This window comes from Mycobacterium sp. E2989 (assembly GCF_001667595.1).
In the GTDB taxonomy this organism is placed as follows: Bacteria; Actinomycetota; Actinomycetes; order Mycobacteriales; family Mycobacteriaceae; genus Mycobacterium.
Genome location: NZ_LZJX01000095.1, coordinates 51,327 through 68,688, shown reverse-complemented (window position 1 = coordinate 68,688; position 17,362 = coordinate 51,327). Strand labels below are relative to the sequence as shown.

The following is a 17,362-nucleotide window of genomic DNA, read 5'->3' as shown; positions in this document are numbered from 1 at the left end:
GCTACGTCAGCGCGCGCCGGTAACGCACCTGTCGCGCCTCGGTGTTCCCGAAAGCGACTGTGCGGCAGGCCCCGTCGGGCCGCCAGCCGTCGCGCGCGTAGAACCGTCGAGCGCGGGCGTTCGCGTCCAGCACCCACAGCACGGCGTCCGTCACCCCGACCGCGCGCAGCCGCCCGCGGGCGGCCGCCACGAGCGTGCTCCCCACGCCCGAGCCCAGGCGGGCCGGGTCGACGTACAGCGCCATCAGCTCGCCGAGGTTCGGCAGGTCACTCAGGCCCGTAGTGGCGAAGCCGCGCACCGCGGAACCGTCGATCGCGACCAACGTCGACGGCACCCGCAATCCCATGCGGCCGAAGGTGTACCGGCGGACCAACGCCTCGGGGGTGAGACCGTCCAGGTAGTCCCGGTCGATGAGGCCCCGGTACGCCGACCGCCACGCCCGCGCATGCAGGCGGGCGACCGCGCGGGCGTCCGCCGGGACCGCCACCCGCACCTCGATCATCGTTAGCAGTATTCGGCCACCTGGGTTGTTGCGCAGCCCCACGCCGAGTGTTGTGCTTACCGGATCGCGTGGTTGACACCCGTCAAGAATCCGGAGGGCAGGAATGGCTGATACGGCGTCCATTGGGCTGAAGGTCCGCGGCAAGGTCGTGGTGATCACCGGGGGCGCCCGCGGAATCGGTCTGGCCACCGCGACCGCGTTGCACAAGCTGGGCGCCAAGGTGGCGATCGGTGACGTCGACGAGGTAACGGTGAAGGAATCGGGCGCCGGGCTGGACCTGGATGTGTACGGCAAACTCGACGTCACGGACCCGCAGTCGTTCTCGGAGTTCCTGGACGACGTCGAGCGCCAGCTCGGCCCGATCGACGTCCTGGTCAACAACGCCGGCATCATGCCGCTCGGGCGGATCGTCGACGAGCCGGACGCCGTCACCCGGCGCGTCCTCGACATCAACGTCTACGGCGTCATCCTGGGCAGCAAGCTGGCCGCCCAGCGCATGGTCCCCCGCGGGTCCGGCCACGTCATCAACATCGCCTCGCTGGCCGGGGAGACGTATATCCCCGGGGCGGCCACCTACTGCGCCAGCAAGCACGCGGTGATCGGGTTCACCGACTCCGCCCGGATCGAATACCGCCGGGCGGGCGTGAAGTTCTCGGTCGTCATGCCGACCTTCGTCAACACCGAACTCATCGCGGGCACCTCGGGCGCCAAGGGGATCCGCAACGCCGAGCCGTCCGATATCGCCGACGCGATCGTCAAACTGGTGGCGCACCCCCGGCCGCGCGTGCGGGTCACGAAGACGGCCGGCGCGATCATCGCGTCGCAGAAGTTCATGCCGCGTGCCGTGTCCGAGGGCCTGAATCGGGCGCTGGGCGGCGAGCACGTCTTCACCGATGACGTGGATGCCGAGAAGCGCCGGGCCTACGAGGCGCGGGCGCGCGGCGAAGAGTAGTCGGCGATCGCGAGCGCCAACACAAAGCACCACCGCGTCGAGCGCCGTTCACCGTCGGCGCGGACAATCGGGCGGGTGAGCCTAGAAACCCAGACAACCGCTCCCCTTGCGGACGACGAACTCGACCTGATCAACGCCTACTGGCGCGCCGCCAACTACGTGTCGGTCGGGCAGATCTACCTGCTGGACAACCCGCTGCTGACCGAACCGCTGTCGCCCGAGCACGTCAAACCGCGGCTGCTGGGACACTGGGGCACCACCCCGGCGCTGAACCTGATCTACGCGCATCTCAACCGCATCATCCGCGACCGCGACGCCAACGTCATCTACGTCACCGGGCCCGGCCACGGCGGCCCCGCGCTGGTGGCCAACGCCTATCTCGAGGGCACCTACAGCGAGGTCTACACCGGCATCGAGGAGGACGCCGAAGGCCTGCGAAAGCTGTTCCGGCAGTTCTCCTTTCCCGGCGGCATCCCCAGCCACGTCGCCGCCCAGACCCCCGGCTCGATACACGAGGGCGGTGAACTGGGCTACGCGCTGGTGCATGCGTACGGCGCGGCCTTCGACAACCCGGAGCTGGTGGTGGCGTGCGTGGTCGGCGACGGCGAGGCCGAAACCGGGCCGCTGGCGACCAGCTGGCACTCCAACAAGTTCCTCAACCCGGCCACCGACGGCGCGGTGCTGCCGATCCTGCAGCTCAACGGCTACAAGATCGCCAACCCGACCGTGCTGGCGCGCATCCCGCACGACGAACTCGAGGCGCTGCTGCGCGGCTATGGCTACCGGCCCATCACGGTCGCCGGTGACGATCCGGCGAACGTGCACCAGCAGCTGGCCGCCGCGCTCGACGACGCCTTCGACGACATCGCGGCGATCCAGCGCGCCGCCCGCAGCGGCAACGGGACGCAGCGGCCCGTGTGGCCGATGATCGTGCTGCGCACCCCCAAGGGCTGGACCGGTCCAAAGGTGGTGGACGGCAAGAAGGTCGAGGGCACCTGGCGAGCGCATCAGGTTCCGCTCGCCGAAACGCACGACAATCCCCAGCACCGCGCGCAGCTCGAGGAGTGGCTGCGCAGCTATGCGCCTCAGGAACTTTTCGACGGCGACGGGGCGCTGCGCCCCGAGCTGCGCGCGCTGGCGCCGCGCGGTGACCGCCGGATGAGCGCCAACCCGCACGCCAACGGCGGCCTGCTGCTGCACGACCTCGACCTGCCGGACTTCCGCGACTACGCGGTCGAGGTGTCGCGGCCCGCCGCCCAGACGCACGAGGCGACGCGGGTGCTGGGCACCTTCCTGCGGGATGTCATCGGCCGCAACAGGGATCGGTTCCGCCTGATGGGTCCCGACGAGACCGCCTCGAACCGGCTGGACGCCGTCTATGGGTCGACGGCCAAGGTGTGGCTCTCGGAGCTCGGTCCCGACGACGAAAACCTCGCCGCCGACGGCCGGGTGATGGAGGTGCTCTCGGAGCACCTGTGCCAGGGCTGGCTCGAGGGTTACCTGCTGACCGGGCGGCACGGCCTGTTCAACTGCTACGAGGCGTTCGTGCACATCGTCGACTCGATGCTCAACCAGCACGCCAAGTGGCTGGCCACCAGCCGGGAGCTGCCGTGGCGAAGGCCGATCGCGTCGCTGAACTACCTGCTGTCCTCACACGTGTGGCGCCAGGACCACAACGGCGCGTCGCACCAGGACCCCGGCTTCATCGACCTGGTCGCCAACAAGCGGGCCGAGATCACCCGGGTGTACCTGCCGCCGGACGGCAACACCCTGCTGTCGGTGGCCGACCACTGCCTGCGCAGCCGCGACTACATCAACGTCATCGTAGCCGGCAAGCAGCCCGCGCTGGCGTACCTGGACATGGAGCAGGCCATCGAGCACTGCGCCCGCGGCCTGGGCATCTGGCCGTGGGCGAGCACCGCGACCGCCGAACCCGACGTGGTGCTGGCCTGCGCCGGGGACGTCCCGACGCTGGAGACCCTGGCCGCCGCGGACATCCTCCGGCGCGAACTGCCGGAGCTGGCGGTCCGGGTGGTCAACGTCGTCGACCTGATGCGGCTGCAGCCGGAGTCCGAGCATCCGCACGGCCTGCCCGACCGGGAGTTCGACGCGCTGTTCACCCGCGACAAGCCGGTCATTTTCGCCTATCACGGCTATCCGTGGCTGATCCACCGGCTCACCTACCGCCGCACGAATCACCCGCACATCCACGTGCGCGGGTTCAAGGAGCGCGGCACCACGACCACGCCGTTCGACATGGTGATGCTCAACGATTTGGACCGCTTCCATCTGGTGATGGATGTCATCGACCGGGTCGACGGGCTGGCCAGCCGGGCCGCGGTGCTGCGCCAGCGCATGGTCGACGCCCGGCTCGCCGCGCGGGTCTACACCCGCGAGCACGGCGAGGACGACCCGCAGATCGCCGGCTGGACCTGGGAGGGTTGACGCCTGACGCCGAGATTGCCGTGGTGGCTGCGGTTGGCGCGCGAACCACGACCGTGGCGGCAATCTCGCTGAACCCGGGGGTGCGCCCGGCGCCCGGGTAAACTGGCCCAATGCCCGACGCGACCGCCGCCGCCCCTCAGCACCCCGCAGCGGCGCACCGGCTCCGGATCCATCTGGACATCGCCGTCGTCGTGGCCGTCCTGGTGCTCACGAACCTGATCGCGCACTTCACCACGCCGTGGGCGAGTGTCGCCACCGTGCCCGCGGCCGCCGTCGGCCTCGCGATGTTGATGCGGGCCCGGGGCCTGGACTGGGCCGACCTCGGCCTCGGACGCGCCCACTGGAAGTCCGGGTTCGGTTACGCGCTGGCCGCCGTCGCGGTCGTGGCGGCGGTGATCGCCGTCGGGGTGCTGCTGCCCATGACGCGGCCGATGTTCATGAACCACCGCTACGCCACGGTCTCCGGCGCGTTGATCGCCTCGATGGTCGTCATTCCCTTGCAGACCGTGATTCCCGAGGAGCTGGCCTTCCGCGGGGTGTTGCACGGCGCGCTGCACCGGGCCTGGGGCTTTCGCGGGGTCGCGCTGGCCGGCTCGCTGCTGTTCGGCCTGTGGCACGTCGCCACGTCGCTGGGGCTGACCAGTAGCAACGTCGGCTTCACCCGGCTGCTGGGCGGCGGGTTCCTCGGGATGGTCGCCGGCGTGGTGGGCGCGGTGTTCGCCACCGGCGCCGCCGGCTTCGTCTTCAGCTGGCTACGACGGCGCAGCGGCAGCCTGATCGCGCCGATCGCGCTGCACTGGTCGCTGAACGGGCTCGGGGCGCTGGCCGCCGCGCTGGTGTGGCACCTGACATAAGGGCCGGTCAGACCAGCAGCACCGCCGCGCCGGCGATGCGTCCGGCGCTGAGATCCGCCAACGCCCGATCCGCTTGGGCCAGCGGGTATTCCGGGGTGGTCACCTCGATGTGGTGCGTGCCCGCGAAGTCCAGGAACGCGCGCGCGTCGGCCCGGGTGTTCGACGTGACCGAGCGGACCTGGCGTTCCTGGAACAGGTGGCGCTGGTAGTTGAGCACCGGGATGTCGGACAGGTGGATGCCAGCGATCGCCAGGGTGCCGCCGCGGTCCAACGCCTCCAGCGCGGGCAGCACCAAGTCGCCGACGGGGGCGAACAGGATCGCGGCGTCCAGCGGGACCGGCGGCGGGTCGGCCGCGCCCTGCGCCGACGCCGCGCCGAGCTCCATCGCCAGCTCCCGCGCCTCGGCGCCCCGGGTCATCACGTGCACCTCGGCGCCCTGCGCCAGCGCGACCTGCGCGGTGATGTGCGCGCTGCCACCGAAGCCGTAGAGCCCGAGCCGGCCGCCCGGCGGCAGCTCCGCCCGCAGCAGGGAGCGGTATCCGATGATCCCGGCGCACAGCAGCGGCGCCAGCTCGCTGTCGGTGTAACCGTCCGGCAGGGGGTGCGCGAAAGCGGCCGGGACCGTGGCGAACTCGGCGTAGCCGCCGTCGGCGTCCCAGCCGGTGTAGCGGGACTGGGGGCAGAGGTTCTCGTCGCCGCGGCGGCAGTACTTGCACACGCCGCAGGTGTGGCGCAGCCAGGCGATGCCCACCCGGTCGCCGACCCGGAACTCCCCGGCGGCCTCGGCGCCGACCTCGACGACCTCCCCCACCACCTCGTGGCCGGGCGTGACCCGCTCGCGGTGCACGGGCAGGTCGCCCTCGGTGACGTGCAGGTCGGTGCGGCACACGCCGCAGGCCCGGACGGCGACCAGCAACTCCGACGGCCCGGGGCGCGGCACTTCGCTGGTGACCGGCTCGAGCGGGTCCGTGTTCATCGGGCCGGGCCGACGCACCCGCCACGCGCGCATGGTCGCGGTGGTTAGCGGTGACACCATCCGTCAATCATGCCGTCAACCACCGCGGCCGCAACGCGGTAACCGCAATCAGGTGCGTCGCACCATGCCGACGATCCACAACAGGATCAGCGACCCCAGCAGCGCGGTGAAGAAGGTGAAGATGAGGCCGCCACCCGCGGTGTTGACGAAGAAGCTCAGGATGAAGCCGCCGATCAGCGCGCCGATGATGCCGATGACGATGTCCATCAGGATGCCGGCGCCGCTGCCCCGGATGATTTTGCTGGCGAGCGCACCCGCCAAACCGCCGATGATGATGTAACCGATGAGGCCGACGCTAGTGAATGTCGTTGAGCGGGCCAGGTATTCGGTAGCTGCCATGACGTCCATGCGGGTCTCCTTGCATTCGCTGGCAAAGCCCAGCGCGTCGCTGAGCCGTCATTTCGGTATACCCGCTCTGCGTAACGAAAAAGGTTCGCATTTAACGACGATTGGGCGCATGTTCCGCACGCCCGGCCGCGTCAGGCCGACTGCGTGCGCTGCGGCAACGGCGACGGGGTGGGGCTGACCTCGCCCGCCGGCGCGGGGGCCGGCGAGGGAGCCGCCGGGGCTCCCGGAGCCGGGGCAGGGGCCGGCGCCGCTGGCGCCGGTTGGGTGCCCGGAGCCGGTTGAGCGCCCGGCGCGGGTTGGGTGCCCGGAGCCGGTTGGGTGCCGGGCACCGCCGCGGGCGGACCAGCCCAAGGCTGGATCGACTCCGCCAACGCCTTGGCCGCGCCCTTGTCCACCGGGTCGTTCGCCGTGCCGAGCCACACCACGAACCAGCGTTGCGGCGGTCCGGACGTGCTCGTCGCGGGCAGTCCGACCACGCCCGTCCAGATCTGGCCGTTCGGCTTGGATGCGTCGCTGAACTTGACCTCGTAGTAGGACGCGCTGCCGGTGACCCCATTGGCCCCGGTGAGCGTGGTGCTTTCCTGGTTGATCCGGGTGCCCGGGTACGGCAGGAAGAACTCACCCATGTCCGAGCCGAGCCGCACCGCGGCCTTGGCGTTGTTGGCTTCGGCACTGGCGTAAAGCTTTTGGTCCAGCCGGCCCATCACGATGCGGGTGTCGTTGGCGACCGGTGGCGGCTGGTCCGGCAGCGGCGGCTGGCCCGTGGTCTTGCTCAGCAGCGCCGAGCCGTAGTCGAGGTGCGATGCGTCCGACTCCACCCAGCCGGGGGGCAACACGTAGCTGAAGCCACCCACGGCGTTGGCGACCCGCCCGGCGTTGGGGTCGACGGGCGGCGGCGGCGGTGCGTTCGGGTCGACCGGCGGGGGCGGCGGAGGCGCAGGCGCGTTCGGGTCGACGGGCGTCGGGGACGCGCCGGGCGCGGGCGCCGCCGGCGCCGGCGTGGTTGCGGGAGCCGCCGGCGCGGGGGCCGTCGTGGTCGCCGGCGGGACCGGAGTCGGCACCTCCGGATCGGCGTTCGAAGTTGCCGGCAAGGCGATGGTGACGGCGCTGGCACTGGTCACCGCTGCTATCGCGAGCGTCGCCCACAGGCCTTGGCGACGCGTCGAGTTGGGTTCCACCTGCTCCATGGCGACGAACCTACCGTGTTACCGCTGTGACGCAAGGAGCCTTGCGGACAATTGCGCCGTCGTTTTGCCGATGTTGCCGATGTGCAACGCGCGTCGAATTTCGCCGGTCAGTGCGCCGCCGGGTACAACGTCACCTCGTGGGCCTTGACGGAAAACCACACCGTCTCGCCGGGCGCCAGCCGCAACTCGGAGGCCGCGTCGACGGTGATCTCCGCGGCCAGGCCCGGGGCGCCGTCGGCCTGCTGCTCGCCGCGCACCAGCACCGCCGGCCCGCGGACGTCCAGCTCCGCCACCGTCACCTCGACCGTGTTGCGCGGGCTGCCGTGCGGTTGGTCCCGATAGACCGCCACCGCCGTGGGCGGGAAGACCGCGATCGCGCTGCGGCCGGCGGTCAGCTCGTCGCCCCCGACCGGCGTGGGCTTCGCGTGCCAGCGAGCGCCGGAGCGCGCGTGCAGCGACGCGTCGCCGGTGACCGTCCCGTTGACCAGGTTGACGCCGGCGATGCGGGCCCCGAAGTGACTGCGCGGCGCCGTCAGCACGTCGGGAACCGGACCGATCTCGGCGACCTTTCCGGCCTCCAGCACCAGCACCCGGTCGGCCAGCGTGAAGACGTCGAGCAGGTCGTGCGTGATCAGGACGACCGCGCAACCGGTGCGGCCGACGACGCCGCGCAGCACCGCGCGGACGCCCGCGGCCGCGGCGACATCCAACCCGCTCAGCGGTTCGTCGAGCAGCAACACGTCGGGCTGCGCGGCCAGCGCCCGCGCGATCGCCACCCGCTGGGCTTGACCGCCGGAGAGCTGCCGCGCCTTCCGGTCGGCGAGCCCCTCGGCGTCCACCTCCCGCAGCCAGCGCAGCGCCGTCGCCTTGCCCTCGGCCCGGCCCCGGCGAAGCCACCCGCGCCGGCAGCGCGGCCCGAACGCCACGTTGGCGGCAACGCTCATGTGCGGGAACAACAACGGGTCCTGCAGCAACAGGCCGACGCGGCGGTCGTGGGTGGCCACGTCCACCCCGGCCGCGGTGTCGGTCAGCACCCGGTCCCCCAGCCGCACCAGCCCGTGATCCGGGCGGATCAGCCCGGCGACGACGTGCAGCGCCGTCGACTTGCCCGCGCCGTTGGGCCCGAGGACCGCAAGCACTTCGCCCGCCGACACGGAGAACTCCACGTCGAAGCGGCGATCCGCCACGACGGCGCGCAGCCGCAGTTCGCTCATGGGCCCTCGGTCCCCGTCAGCCGGCGGGCGCCGAGCCCCAGCACCACCACCGCGGCCACCGCCACCAGCAGGATCGACAGCGCCACCGCCGCGTTGGCGTCGGTCACGCGCTGCAGGTAGATCTCCAGCGGCAGGGTGCGGGTGACGCCCTGGCGAGAGCCGGCGAAGGTCAGCGTTGCGCCGAACTCCCCGAGCGAGCGGGCGAACGCCAGCACCGCCCCGGAGATCAGGCCCGGCAGCAGCAACGGCAGCGTGACCCGCCACCAGACGGTGCTGGGCCGCGCCCCCAACGTCGCCGCCACCACTTCGTAATCGGCGCCCGCGGTGCGCGCCGCCCCCTCCAACGAAATCACCAGGAACGGCAACGACACGAAGGTCTGCGCCAGCACCACCGCGGTGGTGCTGAACGCGATGCCGATTCCGGCGGCCTCGAGGTACCGGCCGACCAGCCCGAGCCGGCCGAACGCATAGAGCAACGCGATCCCGCCCACCACCGGCGGCAGCACCAAGGGCAGCAGGATCAACGGCCGCAGCAGCCGCAACACGCGCGCCGCGCTGCGGGCCAGCACCAACGCCATCGGCACGCCGAACAGCACGCACAGCACCGTGCTGGCCGCGGCGGTCTTGAGGCTGAGCAGCAGGGCCGCCCGCGACGACGAGCTCGTGATCAGCGCCCAGAAGTTCGCCCAATCCACCTTGATCGCGATGGCCAGCAACGGCAACGCCACGAACGCGGTCCCCACCGCCGCGGGGACGTATACCCATCGCGGCAGAACGGCGCGACGCCCGCTAATGCCTGGGCCTCAACCATGATCGGGCGATGAACACCGCCCCAACCTAGCGCCCGGGGCCGCGGTTTCCGCCGATGTGCGAGGCCGAAGCGGGTCCGTTGTGAGATTCTGCTGGGGTGTCCGCTCCGCCGGCGGCTGCTCCTTCGGGGGTGGTGACGTTCCTGTTCACCGACGTCGAGGGTTCGACGCGTCGGTGGGAGGCCGACGCGGACGCGATGCGGGCGGCCCTCGCGGCCCACGACGACGCCTTGCGTAAAGCGATCGAGGAGCACCGGGGCTGGTTGTTCAAGCACACCGGTGACGGTGTGTGCGCGGCGTTCGCCTCGCCGCGCGCGGCGGTGGATGCCGCGGTGGCAGCGCAGCGCACCCTCGACTTGCCGGTGCGAATGGGGCTGGCCACCGGCGAGGCCGAGCTGCGCGACAACGACTACTTCGGCACCGTGCTCAACCGTGCGGCGCGGGTGATGGCCGCCGGGCACGGCGGTCAGATCCTGGTGGCCGAGTCGACGGCAGGCCTGCTGAACGGAGTGGATCTGCTCGACCTGGGGCCACGACGGTTGCGGGACATCCCCCTGCCGGTCGGCGTGTTCCAGGTCCGCGCCGAAGGCCTGCGGACGGAGTTCCCGCCGCTGCGGGCGCTGGATGCGAGTCCGGGAAATCTGCGTCCCGCGGGCACCAGCCTGATCGGCCGCGAGGCCGCGGTCGCCGACATCGAGGCGGCGGTCAAGACGCACCGGCTGGTGACGCTGACCGGAGTCGGCGGCGTCGGCAAGACCCGCCTGGCGTTGGAGGTGGCCGCGCGGTTGGCCGATGAATTCCCGGACGGCGCTTGGCTTTTCGAATTGGCCGCGGTCACCGATGCGGCGGCGGTGCCCGACGCCGTCGCGGCGGTGCTCGGCATCACCCAGCAGCCCGGCAAGACCGTCACCGAGTCGGTGGCCGCCGCGTTGGAGGGCCGGGTCAGGCTGTTGGTGCTCGACAACTGCGAGCACGTGCTCGACGCCGCCGCCGACCTGATCGAAGCCATCCTCGCGCGATCAGCGACCGTGAAAATCCTTGCCACCAGCCGCGAAGGCCTCGGCATCCCGGACGAGCAGGTGCGCCCGGTGCGCTCCCTGGACGTGGCGGCGGGAGTGGACTCGGCCGCGGTGACGCTGTTCGCCGAACGCGCCCAAGGCATCTCGGCGGGCTTCTCGATGGCCGACGGCGGTGAGGCCGCCGCGGTGGCCGAGATATGCCGGCGGCTGGACGGAATTCCCCTCGCCATCGAACTGGCCGCCTCGCGGATGGCGTCGATGACCGCCGGTGAAATGCGCGACCGCCTTGACCAGCGCTTCAGGCTGCTGGTCGGCTCGCGGCGCGGCCTGGAACGCCACCACACGCTGCGCCACGCGGTGGCCTGGTCCTACGACCTGCTCGACGACACCGAACGGGCAGTGCTGGACCGCTGTTCGGTCTTCGCCGGCGGGTTCGACCTCCAAAGCGCTTGTGCCGTCATGGGTTCCGATGATGACTACGCCATCCTGGACCTGCTCGATGCTCTGGTGCGCAAGTCGCTGCTGGTCGCCGACCGGTCTTCGGGACGCACCCGGTTCTCGATGCTGGAGACGATCCGCCAGTTCGCCGAGGAACAGCTCCTCGCCTCCGGCGCGGAGGAGATTCGCGCCGCGCATGCCCACTACTTCGCCGGGCGTGAGGCCGACATCATGGCGCTGTGGGACAGCCCGCGCCAGCGCGAGGCATACGACTGGCTGACGGTCGAGTTGGCCAACTTGCGCACCGCCTTTCGCTGGTCGATCGAACACGGCGACCTGGATGCGGGTGCGGCCATCGCCGCGTATGCGGGCTTGCTTGGTCCGTTCCTCGAGAACTACGAACCCATCGCCTGGGCCGAAGAAATGGTCGGCCCCCTTCGTGCCGTCGACCACCCGCGGCTGGCAGCCGTGTGCGTGGGGGCATCGCTGGCCGTTCTGGTCGGCCGGTACCAAGAGGCCGTGCGCTACAGCGAAATCGGTGCGACGGTTATCGCCGCCGCCGGCGACAAGGTGTCGTCCTTCGGCGAGGCCTTTCTCGGCAGCGCGTATTTGTTCGTCGGGCAGCCCGAACGGTATCTCGAGCTGTGCCGCGCCCAGGTGCGGCGCGGTGGTGACGCCAACACGTTCGCCAGGGCGAACCTGGTGTTCGCTTTGGCCGTCTGCGGTTCGGCTGACGAGGCGTTGGCAACGGGCGACGGCCTCATCGATGCCGCCGAGGCCACCGGGAATCCATGGGTGCTTGCCTACGCACTCTTCGCGTACGGGTACGCGGTCCGGGCCACCAATCCGGATCGCGCCCTGGCGGCGCTGCGCCGCAGTCTGCTCGTCGCGCGGGATAGCGGCAACCGGTTCTACGAGACCCAATTCCCGTACTGGGCCGCCGGACTCATGGCCGAGCAAGGGGACCCCGGGGCGGCGGTGGATCACCTCGCCGTGGCCATCCGCAACAACCACGAGTCGGGCAACATCGGCATGATGTACAACGCGCTCGCCGTCCTCGCCGTGTTCCTCAACCGGCTGGGACACTACGAACCGGCCGCCACCATCGCCGGTTTGGCGGCGGTGAGCCCGATGGCAGCAACGACCTTGCCCGAACTCTCGGAATTGATCGCCGACCTTCGCAAGGTCCTCGGCGACCAAACCTACGAATCGCTGGCTCGCAAGGGCGCGGCGATGACCATCGCCGACATCGTGACCTACGCCTATGACCAAATCGACCGGGCGAGAACGGAATTCGAATAGCCGCGCTGATCAGGGCTTGGCAAAACCCAACTGGGCCAGAATCTTTTGGCCGGCGTCACCCGTCACCATGGCCACTAACCGTTGCGCCAGCGTCGGCTGCGGCGCCTTCTTCAACACCGCGATCGGATAAACGTTCACCGCGCGGGCCGCCTCCGGGAAGGCCACCGCGGTGACCTTGTTCCCGGCGCTGCGCGCGTCGGTGACGTAGACCAGCCCGGCGTCGGCCTGCCCGGTGGTGACCTTGTTGAGGACATCCGTCACGCTCAACTCCTCGCTCACCGGGTTGAGACGCACCCCGGTGCTGTCCTCGACGCGGCGGGTGGCCGACCCGCACGGCACCGGCTGTTGGCACACGACCACGGCCACGCCCGGCCTGGCGAGGTCGGCGAACGATCCGACGTTTTTGGGGTTGCCCGGCGCCGTGACGATCTCCAGGGTGTTCGACGCGAAGTTCGTCGGGTCACCGGACAGCAAGCCGGCCCTGGCGACCGTGCCCATCTGCGCGGTGTCCGCCGAGGCGAAGACGTCGGCGGCCGCGCCCTGCGTCAACTGGGTGGCCAGTTCGGAGGATCCGGCGAATTCGAAGTCGACCTCGCTGCCGGCGTTTTCCGCCTTGAACTGCGCACTGATCTGGGTGAACGCGGGCTTCAGCGAGGCCGCGGCGAATACCACCACCTTCCCCGACGCCGAGGGCGGTGGCGCCGATTTCGAACCGCACCCGATGAGGGTCGCCGCCAGCAGCGTCGACACCAAACCCGCCAGCAACCCGATCCGAGGCATGGATGCACCCTAACCCGCCGCCAATGCGGTCCAATTACCCGCCGAATCGGCGCAGAAAAGTGACGGCCGAAGAGTTATGCAAATGATCCGCGCGTCGCGGCGCGAACAATTTCGCCGACTAGCTACTGTCCAGTAACATCTAAGGAGATTGATGCCATAACGCGCTGACATCCCAGGCGGGTCCTCTCAGCGGTCCGGTGGTCGACCACACGGAACTGCCCGGGTCTGGGTTCAACGTTGAACACGAGGAGGTCATGGCAGTGGAAGTACTGGTCACCGGCGGAGACACCGAACTGGGTCGCACAGTGGCCGAAGGCTTCCGCGATGACGGTCACAAGGTGACCCTCGTGGGGGCGCGGCGCAGCGACCTGGAGATCGCCGCGAAGGAACTGGACGTCGACGCGATCGTTTGCGACACCACCGACGCGGCGAGCCTGACCGAGGCCCGCGCGCTGTTCCCGCACCACCTGGACACCATCGTCAACGTGCCGGCGCCCTCCTGGGAAGCCGGCGACCCGCGCACCTACTCGCTCGCCGACACCGCCGCTGCGTGGCGGAACGCCCTGGACGCCACCGTGCTGTCGGCGGTGTTGACGGTGCAGACCGTGGGCGACCACCTGCGCTCGGGCGGCTCGATCATCAGCGTGGTGCCGGAGAACCCGCCCGCCGGAAGCGTCGAGGCCGCGATCAAAGCGACGCTGTCGACTTGGGTCGCCGGGCAGGCGAGCATCTTCGGCACGCGTGGCATCACGGTCAACGCCGTGGCCAGCGGGCGCAGCGCCCAGCCCGGTTACGACGGCCTGTCCCGCACGCCCCCGTCGGTCGCCGCCGAGGTGGCCCGGCTGGCGCTGTTCCTCACCACCCCGGCGGCCCGGCACATCACCGGCCAGACGCTGCACGTCAGCCACGGCGCGCTCGCGCAATTCGGCTGAGGGCGTAATCACCGGTCGAGCCGTATCGTCGCGCGCGGCGCCGCACTACGGTAGATCGCGTGGCAATTCGACTCGGTCTGCAGATTCCCAACTTCTCCTACGGCACCGGGGTGGAGCAGCTCTTCCCCACCGTTGCGGCCCAGGCCCGCGAGGCCGAGGCGGCCGGTTTCGATTCGGTCTTCGTGATGGACCACTTCTACCAACTCCCCATGCTCGGCGATCCCGACCAGCCGATGCTGGAGGCCTACACCGCCCTGGGCGCGCTGGCCACCGCCACCGAACGAGTTCAGTTGGGCACCTTGGTGACCGGCAACACCTACCGCAACCCGGCGCTGCTGGCGAAGACGATCACCACCCTCGACGTGGTCAGCCAGGGTCGCGCGATCCTGGGCATCGGCACCGGCTGGTTCGAACTCGAACACGACCAACTGGGATTCGAATTCGGCACCTTCACCGACAGGTTCAACCGGCTCGAGGAGGCGCTGCAGATCATCCTGCCGATGATCTCCGGCGAGCGGCCCACCTTCTCGGGCAAGTGGTACCAAGTGCGCGAGGCGCTCGCGAATCCCCGCTTCCGCGACCACATTCCGCTGATGATCGGCGGCAGCGGTGAGAAGAAGACGATCCCGCTCGCCGCGCGCCACTTCGACCACCTGAACGTCATCGCCGGATTCGACGAGCTGCCAGGCAAATTGGAGGTCGTGCGGCGGCGCTGCGAGGACATCGGCCGCGACCCGGCGACGCTGGAGACCAGCACGCTGACGACGGTGCTGGTCGACGAGAACGCGAAACCCGATCAGGTTCCGGCGGAGATGACCCAGCGCATGGTGGTCGGCAGCCCCGACTCGGTGGCCGACCAGATCAAGACCAAGGTGGTCGACGCCGGCATCGACGGCGTGATCATCAACCTGCCCTTCTACACCCCCGGCGTCATCGCCGCGGTGGGTGAGGCGCTGCGCCCGGCCGTCGGCCTGTAGCCCGCTGCCCTGGGGTCGCGAATTGGCCCCGCCGCGGTAATACTTCGGTGTAGCAGCGTTTACCTGCGCCACCGGGTGCAGCGCGGAAGAAAAGGGCCGGGCGGGCCATGAAGAGACGAGCCGTGGCGGCGATCGCGGCCGGTGTGGCGTTTGCCGCACCGCCGATCGCGCACGCCGACAACAACTGGATCGCCATGGCGATCTCGGACTCCACCGGCCAGATCAAGATCGCCGACGGGGCGGCCAATCAGGGCGCGGCCGAGAAGGCGGTGATGGACACCTGCCGCAAGAGCATCAGCGACTGCCGCCTGCTGGCCAGCGGCGAGGGTGGCTGCCTGGCGCTCGCGGTCAACGCGGCCAAGACCCGATACTTCGGCGGCTGGGGTCCGACGCGGGAGGAGGCGGAGGCGGCAGCGCTCGGCCGCGCCCCCGGCGGAACCATCGCTCAGGGCCACGACCACTGCGCGGGAGAAGGCTCCAGCCAGTGACGGCGGCGCGGTGATAACTGCGCCACAGCACCCGTTGCCCACCAGGGTTTTCGCCGCCGTACACCGTTAGTGTTGCAAACAACACAGGGGTATCAATTAGGTTTCCGGGTACCCGCCTGACTAGCGTTGTGGCTAACAACAGTCGCGTGTCCAGAAGCCCCCGTCAGGAGCAGTGGAAACATGAGCCCCCCACCAGAAACCACAGCTGGAACCGATCGTCGCCACCAGGTCGTCATCATCGGTTCGGGCTTCGGTGGCCTCAACGCGGCAAAGAAACTCAAGCACGCGAACGTCGACATCAAGCTGATCGCCCGCACCACCCATCACCTGTTCCAGCCGTTGCTGTACCAGGTGGCGACCGGCATCGTGTCCGAGGGCGACATCGCCCCGCCCACCCGCGTCGTCCTGCGCAGGCAGCGCAACGTTCAGGTGCTGCTCGGCGACGTCACGCACATCGATCTGGCCGGGAAGTTCGTCGTTTCCGATTTGCTCGGCCACACCTACGAAACCCCTTACGACAGCCTGATTATCGCCGCCGGCGCGGGCCAGTCCTACTTCGGCAACGACCACTTCGCCGAGTTCGCGCCCGGCATGAAGTCCATCGACGACGCGCTCGAGGTGCGCGGACGGATCTTGAGCGCGTTCGAACAGGCCGAGCGGTCGAGTGATCCGGAGCGACGGGCCAAGCTGCTGACGTTCACCGTCATCGGCGCCGGCCCCACCGGCGTCGAAATGGCCGGGCAGATCGCGGAATTGGCGGCCCACACCCTGAAGGGCTCCTTCCGGGGCATCGACTCCACCAGGGCGCGGGTGATCTTGCTCGACGCCGCCCCGGCCGTGCTGCCGCCGTTCGGCGAGAAGCTGGGGACGCGGGCGCGGGCCCGGCTGGAGAAGATGGGCGTGGAGATCCAGCTGGGGGCGATGGTCACCGACGTCGACCGCAACGGCATCACGGTCAAGGACTCCGACGGCACCGTCCGGCGCATCGAGTCCGCCTGCAAGGTGTGGTCCGCCGGCGTGCAGGCCAGCGGGCTGGGCCGGGACCTGGCCGAGCAGTCGTCGGTCGAACTCGACCGGGCGGGCCGGGTCAAGGTGCTGCCCGACCTGTCGATCCCGGGACACCCGAACGTGTTCGTGATCGGCGACATGGCCGCCGTCGAGGGCGTTCCGGGCGTGGCCCAGGGCGCCATTCAGGGCGCCAAGTACGTCGCCGGCACGATCAAGGCCGAACTGGGCGGCGCGAACCCGGCGGAGCGCGAGCCGTTCCAGTACTTCGACAAGGGCTCCATGGCCACCGTCTCGCGGTTTTCCGCCGTGGCCAAGGTCGGCCCGCTGGAGTTCAGCGGCTTCATCGCCTGGCTGATGTGGCTGGTGCTGCACCTGGTCTACCTGGTCGGGTTCAAGACGAAGGTCAGCACGTTGCTGTCGTGGACGGTCACGTTCCTGAGCACCCGCCGCGGCCAGCTGACCATCACCGAGCAGCAGGCCTTCGCCCGCACCCGCCTCGAACAACTGGCGGTGCTTGCGGCGGAGGCCAAGCGCCCGGCGACCACCAGGCGCGCGAGCTAACCGGCCGCCTCGGCTACGCCTCGAGGTTCTGCAGCCGCACCTGGCCGCGGGCCACCACCTTGCCGTCGTCGTCGGTGATGGTGACCAGCCACAGCTGCTGGCGCCGGCCCCGATGGATCGGCTCGGCGGTGCCGTAGACCATGCCCGAGCCGATGGAACGCAGAAAGTCGGTGTTGTTGTTGACGCCGACCACGTTGCCGCCGCCACGGGTGGCGAGCCAGGTGTAGGCCGCCACGCTGGCCATGCTCTCGATGATCGAGCAGTAGACACCGCCGTGCACCAGGCCCATCGGCTGCAGCAGCTTGGGGGTGACCTCGAGTTGCGCCCGGGCGCCGTCGGGGCTGAGTTCGGTGAATTGCAGCCCGATCTCCTGATCGAAGGGCGCGGTGAAATCCGGTGGCATGGTCGGCGGCTGTGGCACGTTCTGTGTTTACACCATCGCCCAGAAACGGCTGAGCCCCGTGCCGCTGGGCACGGGGCTCGCCGATCGAGTAGACCGGGGGTCACTGC

Annotated in this window: 16 protein-coding genes; 8 read left to right on the top strand and 8 right to left on the bottom strand. The window is 70.0% G+C overall.

Annotated features, from left to right (window positions below; translation table 11 throughout):
• Position 1: 1 nt before the first annotated feature.
• On the bottom strand, positions 2-502 hold the full coding sequence (locus A5680_RS16575; protein ID WP_067821192.1) for a GNAT family N-acetyltransferase: 501 nt from the start codon (positions 500-502) through the stop codon (positions 2-4).
• A gap of 103 nt (positions 503-605) precedes the next feature.
• On the opposite strand from A5680_RS16575, the gene A5680_RS16570 reads away from it, so the two are divergent.
• From A5680_RS16570 to A5680_RS16560, 3 genes are all read left to right on the top strand, one after another.
• On the top strand, positions 606-1,454 hold the full coding sequence (locus A5680_RS16570) for an SDR family oxidoreductase (protein ID WP_055403629.1): 849 nt from the start codon (positions 606-608) through the stop codon (positions 1,452-1,454).
• A 75-nt stretch (positions 1,455-1,529) separates the two neighbouring features.
• Positions 1,530-3,899: a phosphoketolase gene (locus A5680_RS16565; protein WP_055403628.1), complete on the top strand. Its 2,370-nt coding sequence runs from the start codon at positions 1,530-1,532 to the stop codon at positions 3,897-3,899.
• A gap of 110 nt (positions 3,900-4,009) precedes the next feature.
• A complete protein-coding gene (locus tag A5680_RS16560; RefSeq protein ID WP_055403627.1) occupies positions 4,010-4,753 on the top strand; it encodes a CPBP family intramembrane glutamic endopeptidase in 744 nt (247 codons plus the stop codon).
• 7 nt (positions 4,754-4,760) lie between these two features.
• On the opposite strand, the gene A5680_RS16555 is transcribed toward A5680_RS16560, so the two are convergent.
• From A5680_RS16555 to A5680_RS16535, 5 genes are all read right to left on the bottom strand, one after another.
• Positions 4,761-5,789 (bottom strand): zinc-binding alcohol dehydrogenase family protein, encoded by a 1,029-nt coding sequence (locus A5680_RS16555; protein WP_067821190.1) that lies wholly within the window; start codon positions 5,787-5,789, stop codon positions 4,761-4,763.
• A 48-nt stretch (positions 5,790-5,837) separates the two neighbouring features.
• Positions 5,838-6,137, bottom strand: a complete 300-nt coding sequence (locus A5680_RS16550) for a GlsB/YeaQ/YmgE family stress response membrane protein (protein ID WP_055403625.1) — start codon at positions 6,135-6,137, stop codon at positions 5,838-5,840.
• Positions 6,138-6,268: 131 nt separating this feature from the next.
• Positions 6,269-7,324: an alanine and proline-rich secreted protein Apa gene (locus tag A5680_RS16545; protein ID WP_067821187.1), complete on the bottom strand. Its 1,056-nt coding sequence runs from the start codon at positions 7,322-7,324 to the stop codon at positions 6,269-6,271.
• 107 nt (positions 7,325-7,431) lie between these two features.
• Entirely contained in the window at positions 7,432-8,538 is a 1,107-nt protein-coding gene (locus A5680_RS16540) for a sulfate/molybdate ABC transporter ATP-binding protein (protein ID WP_067821185.1), read from the bottom strand.
• Positions 8,535-9,311, bottom strand: coding sequence for an ABC transporter permease (locus tag A5680_RS16535; RefSeq protein ID WP_067821182.1), 777 nt, complete (start codon positions 9,309-9,311; stop codon positions 8,535-8,537). The genes A5680_RS16540 and A5680_RS16535 overlap by 4 nt, the downstream gene beginning before the upstream one ends.
• A 134-nt stretch (positions 9,312-9,445) precedes the next feature.
• On the opposite strand from A5680_RS16535, the gene A5680_RS16530 reads away from it, so the two are divergent.
• Entirely contained in the window at positions 9,446-12,106 is a 2,661-nt protein-coding gene (locus tag A5680_RS16530; RefSeq protein WP_231977641.1) for an adenylate/guanylate cyclase domain-containing protein, read from the top strand.
• Positions 12,107-12,115: 9 nt separating this feature from the next.
• Here the strand turns inward: A5680_RS16530 and modA are convergent, their stop codons facing one another.
• A complete protein-coding gene (gene modA / locus A5680_RS16525) occupies positions 12,116-12,886 on the bottom strand; it encodes a molybdate ABC transporter substrate-binding protein (RefSeq protein WP_067821179.1) in 771 nt (256 codons plus the stop codon).
• A 254-nt stretch (positions 12,887-13,140) separates the two neighbouring features.
• Here modA and A5680_RS16520 point away from each other — a divergent pair, with 254 nt between their 5' ends.
• From A5680_RS16520 to A5680_RS16505, 4 genes are all read left to right on the top strand, one after another.
• Entirely contained in the window at positions 13,141-13,818 is a 678-nt protein-coding gene (locus A5680_RS16520) for an SDR family oxidoreductase (protein ID WP_067821263.1), read from the top strand.
• 59 nt (positions 13,819-13,877) lie between these two features.
• Positions 13,878-14,795: an LLM class F420-dependent oxidoreductase gene (locus A5680_RS16515; RefSeq protein ID WP_055403619.1), complete on the top strand. Its 918-nt coding sequence runs from the start codon at positions 13,878-13,880 to the stop codon at positions 14,793-14,795.
• Positions 14,796-14,902: 107 nt separating this feature from the next.
• A complete protein-coding gene (locus tag A5680_RS16510; RefSeq protein WP_055403618.1) occupies positions 14,903-15,283 on the top strand; it encodes a DUF4189 domain-containing protein in 381 nt (126 codons plus the stop codon).
• Between the two features lie 180 nt (positions 15,284-15,463).
• A complete protein-coding gene (locus A5680_RS16505; RefSeq protein WP_067821176.1) occupies positions 15,464-16,852 on the top strand; it encodes an NAD(P)/FAD-dependent oxidoreductase in 1,389 nt (462 codons plus the stop codon).
• Between the two features lie 13 nt (positions 16,853-16,865).
• Here A5680_RS16505 and A5680_RS16500 read toward each other — a convergent pair whose 3' ends face one another.
• A complete protein-coding gene (locus A5680_RS16500) occupies positions 16,866-17,255 on the bottom strand; it encodes a PaaI family thioesterase (protein WP_067821173.1) in 390 nt (129 codons plus the stop codon).
• Positions 17,256-17,362: the final 107 nt, after the last annotated feature.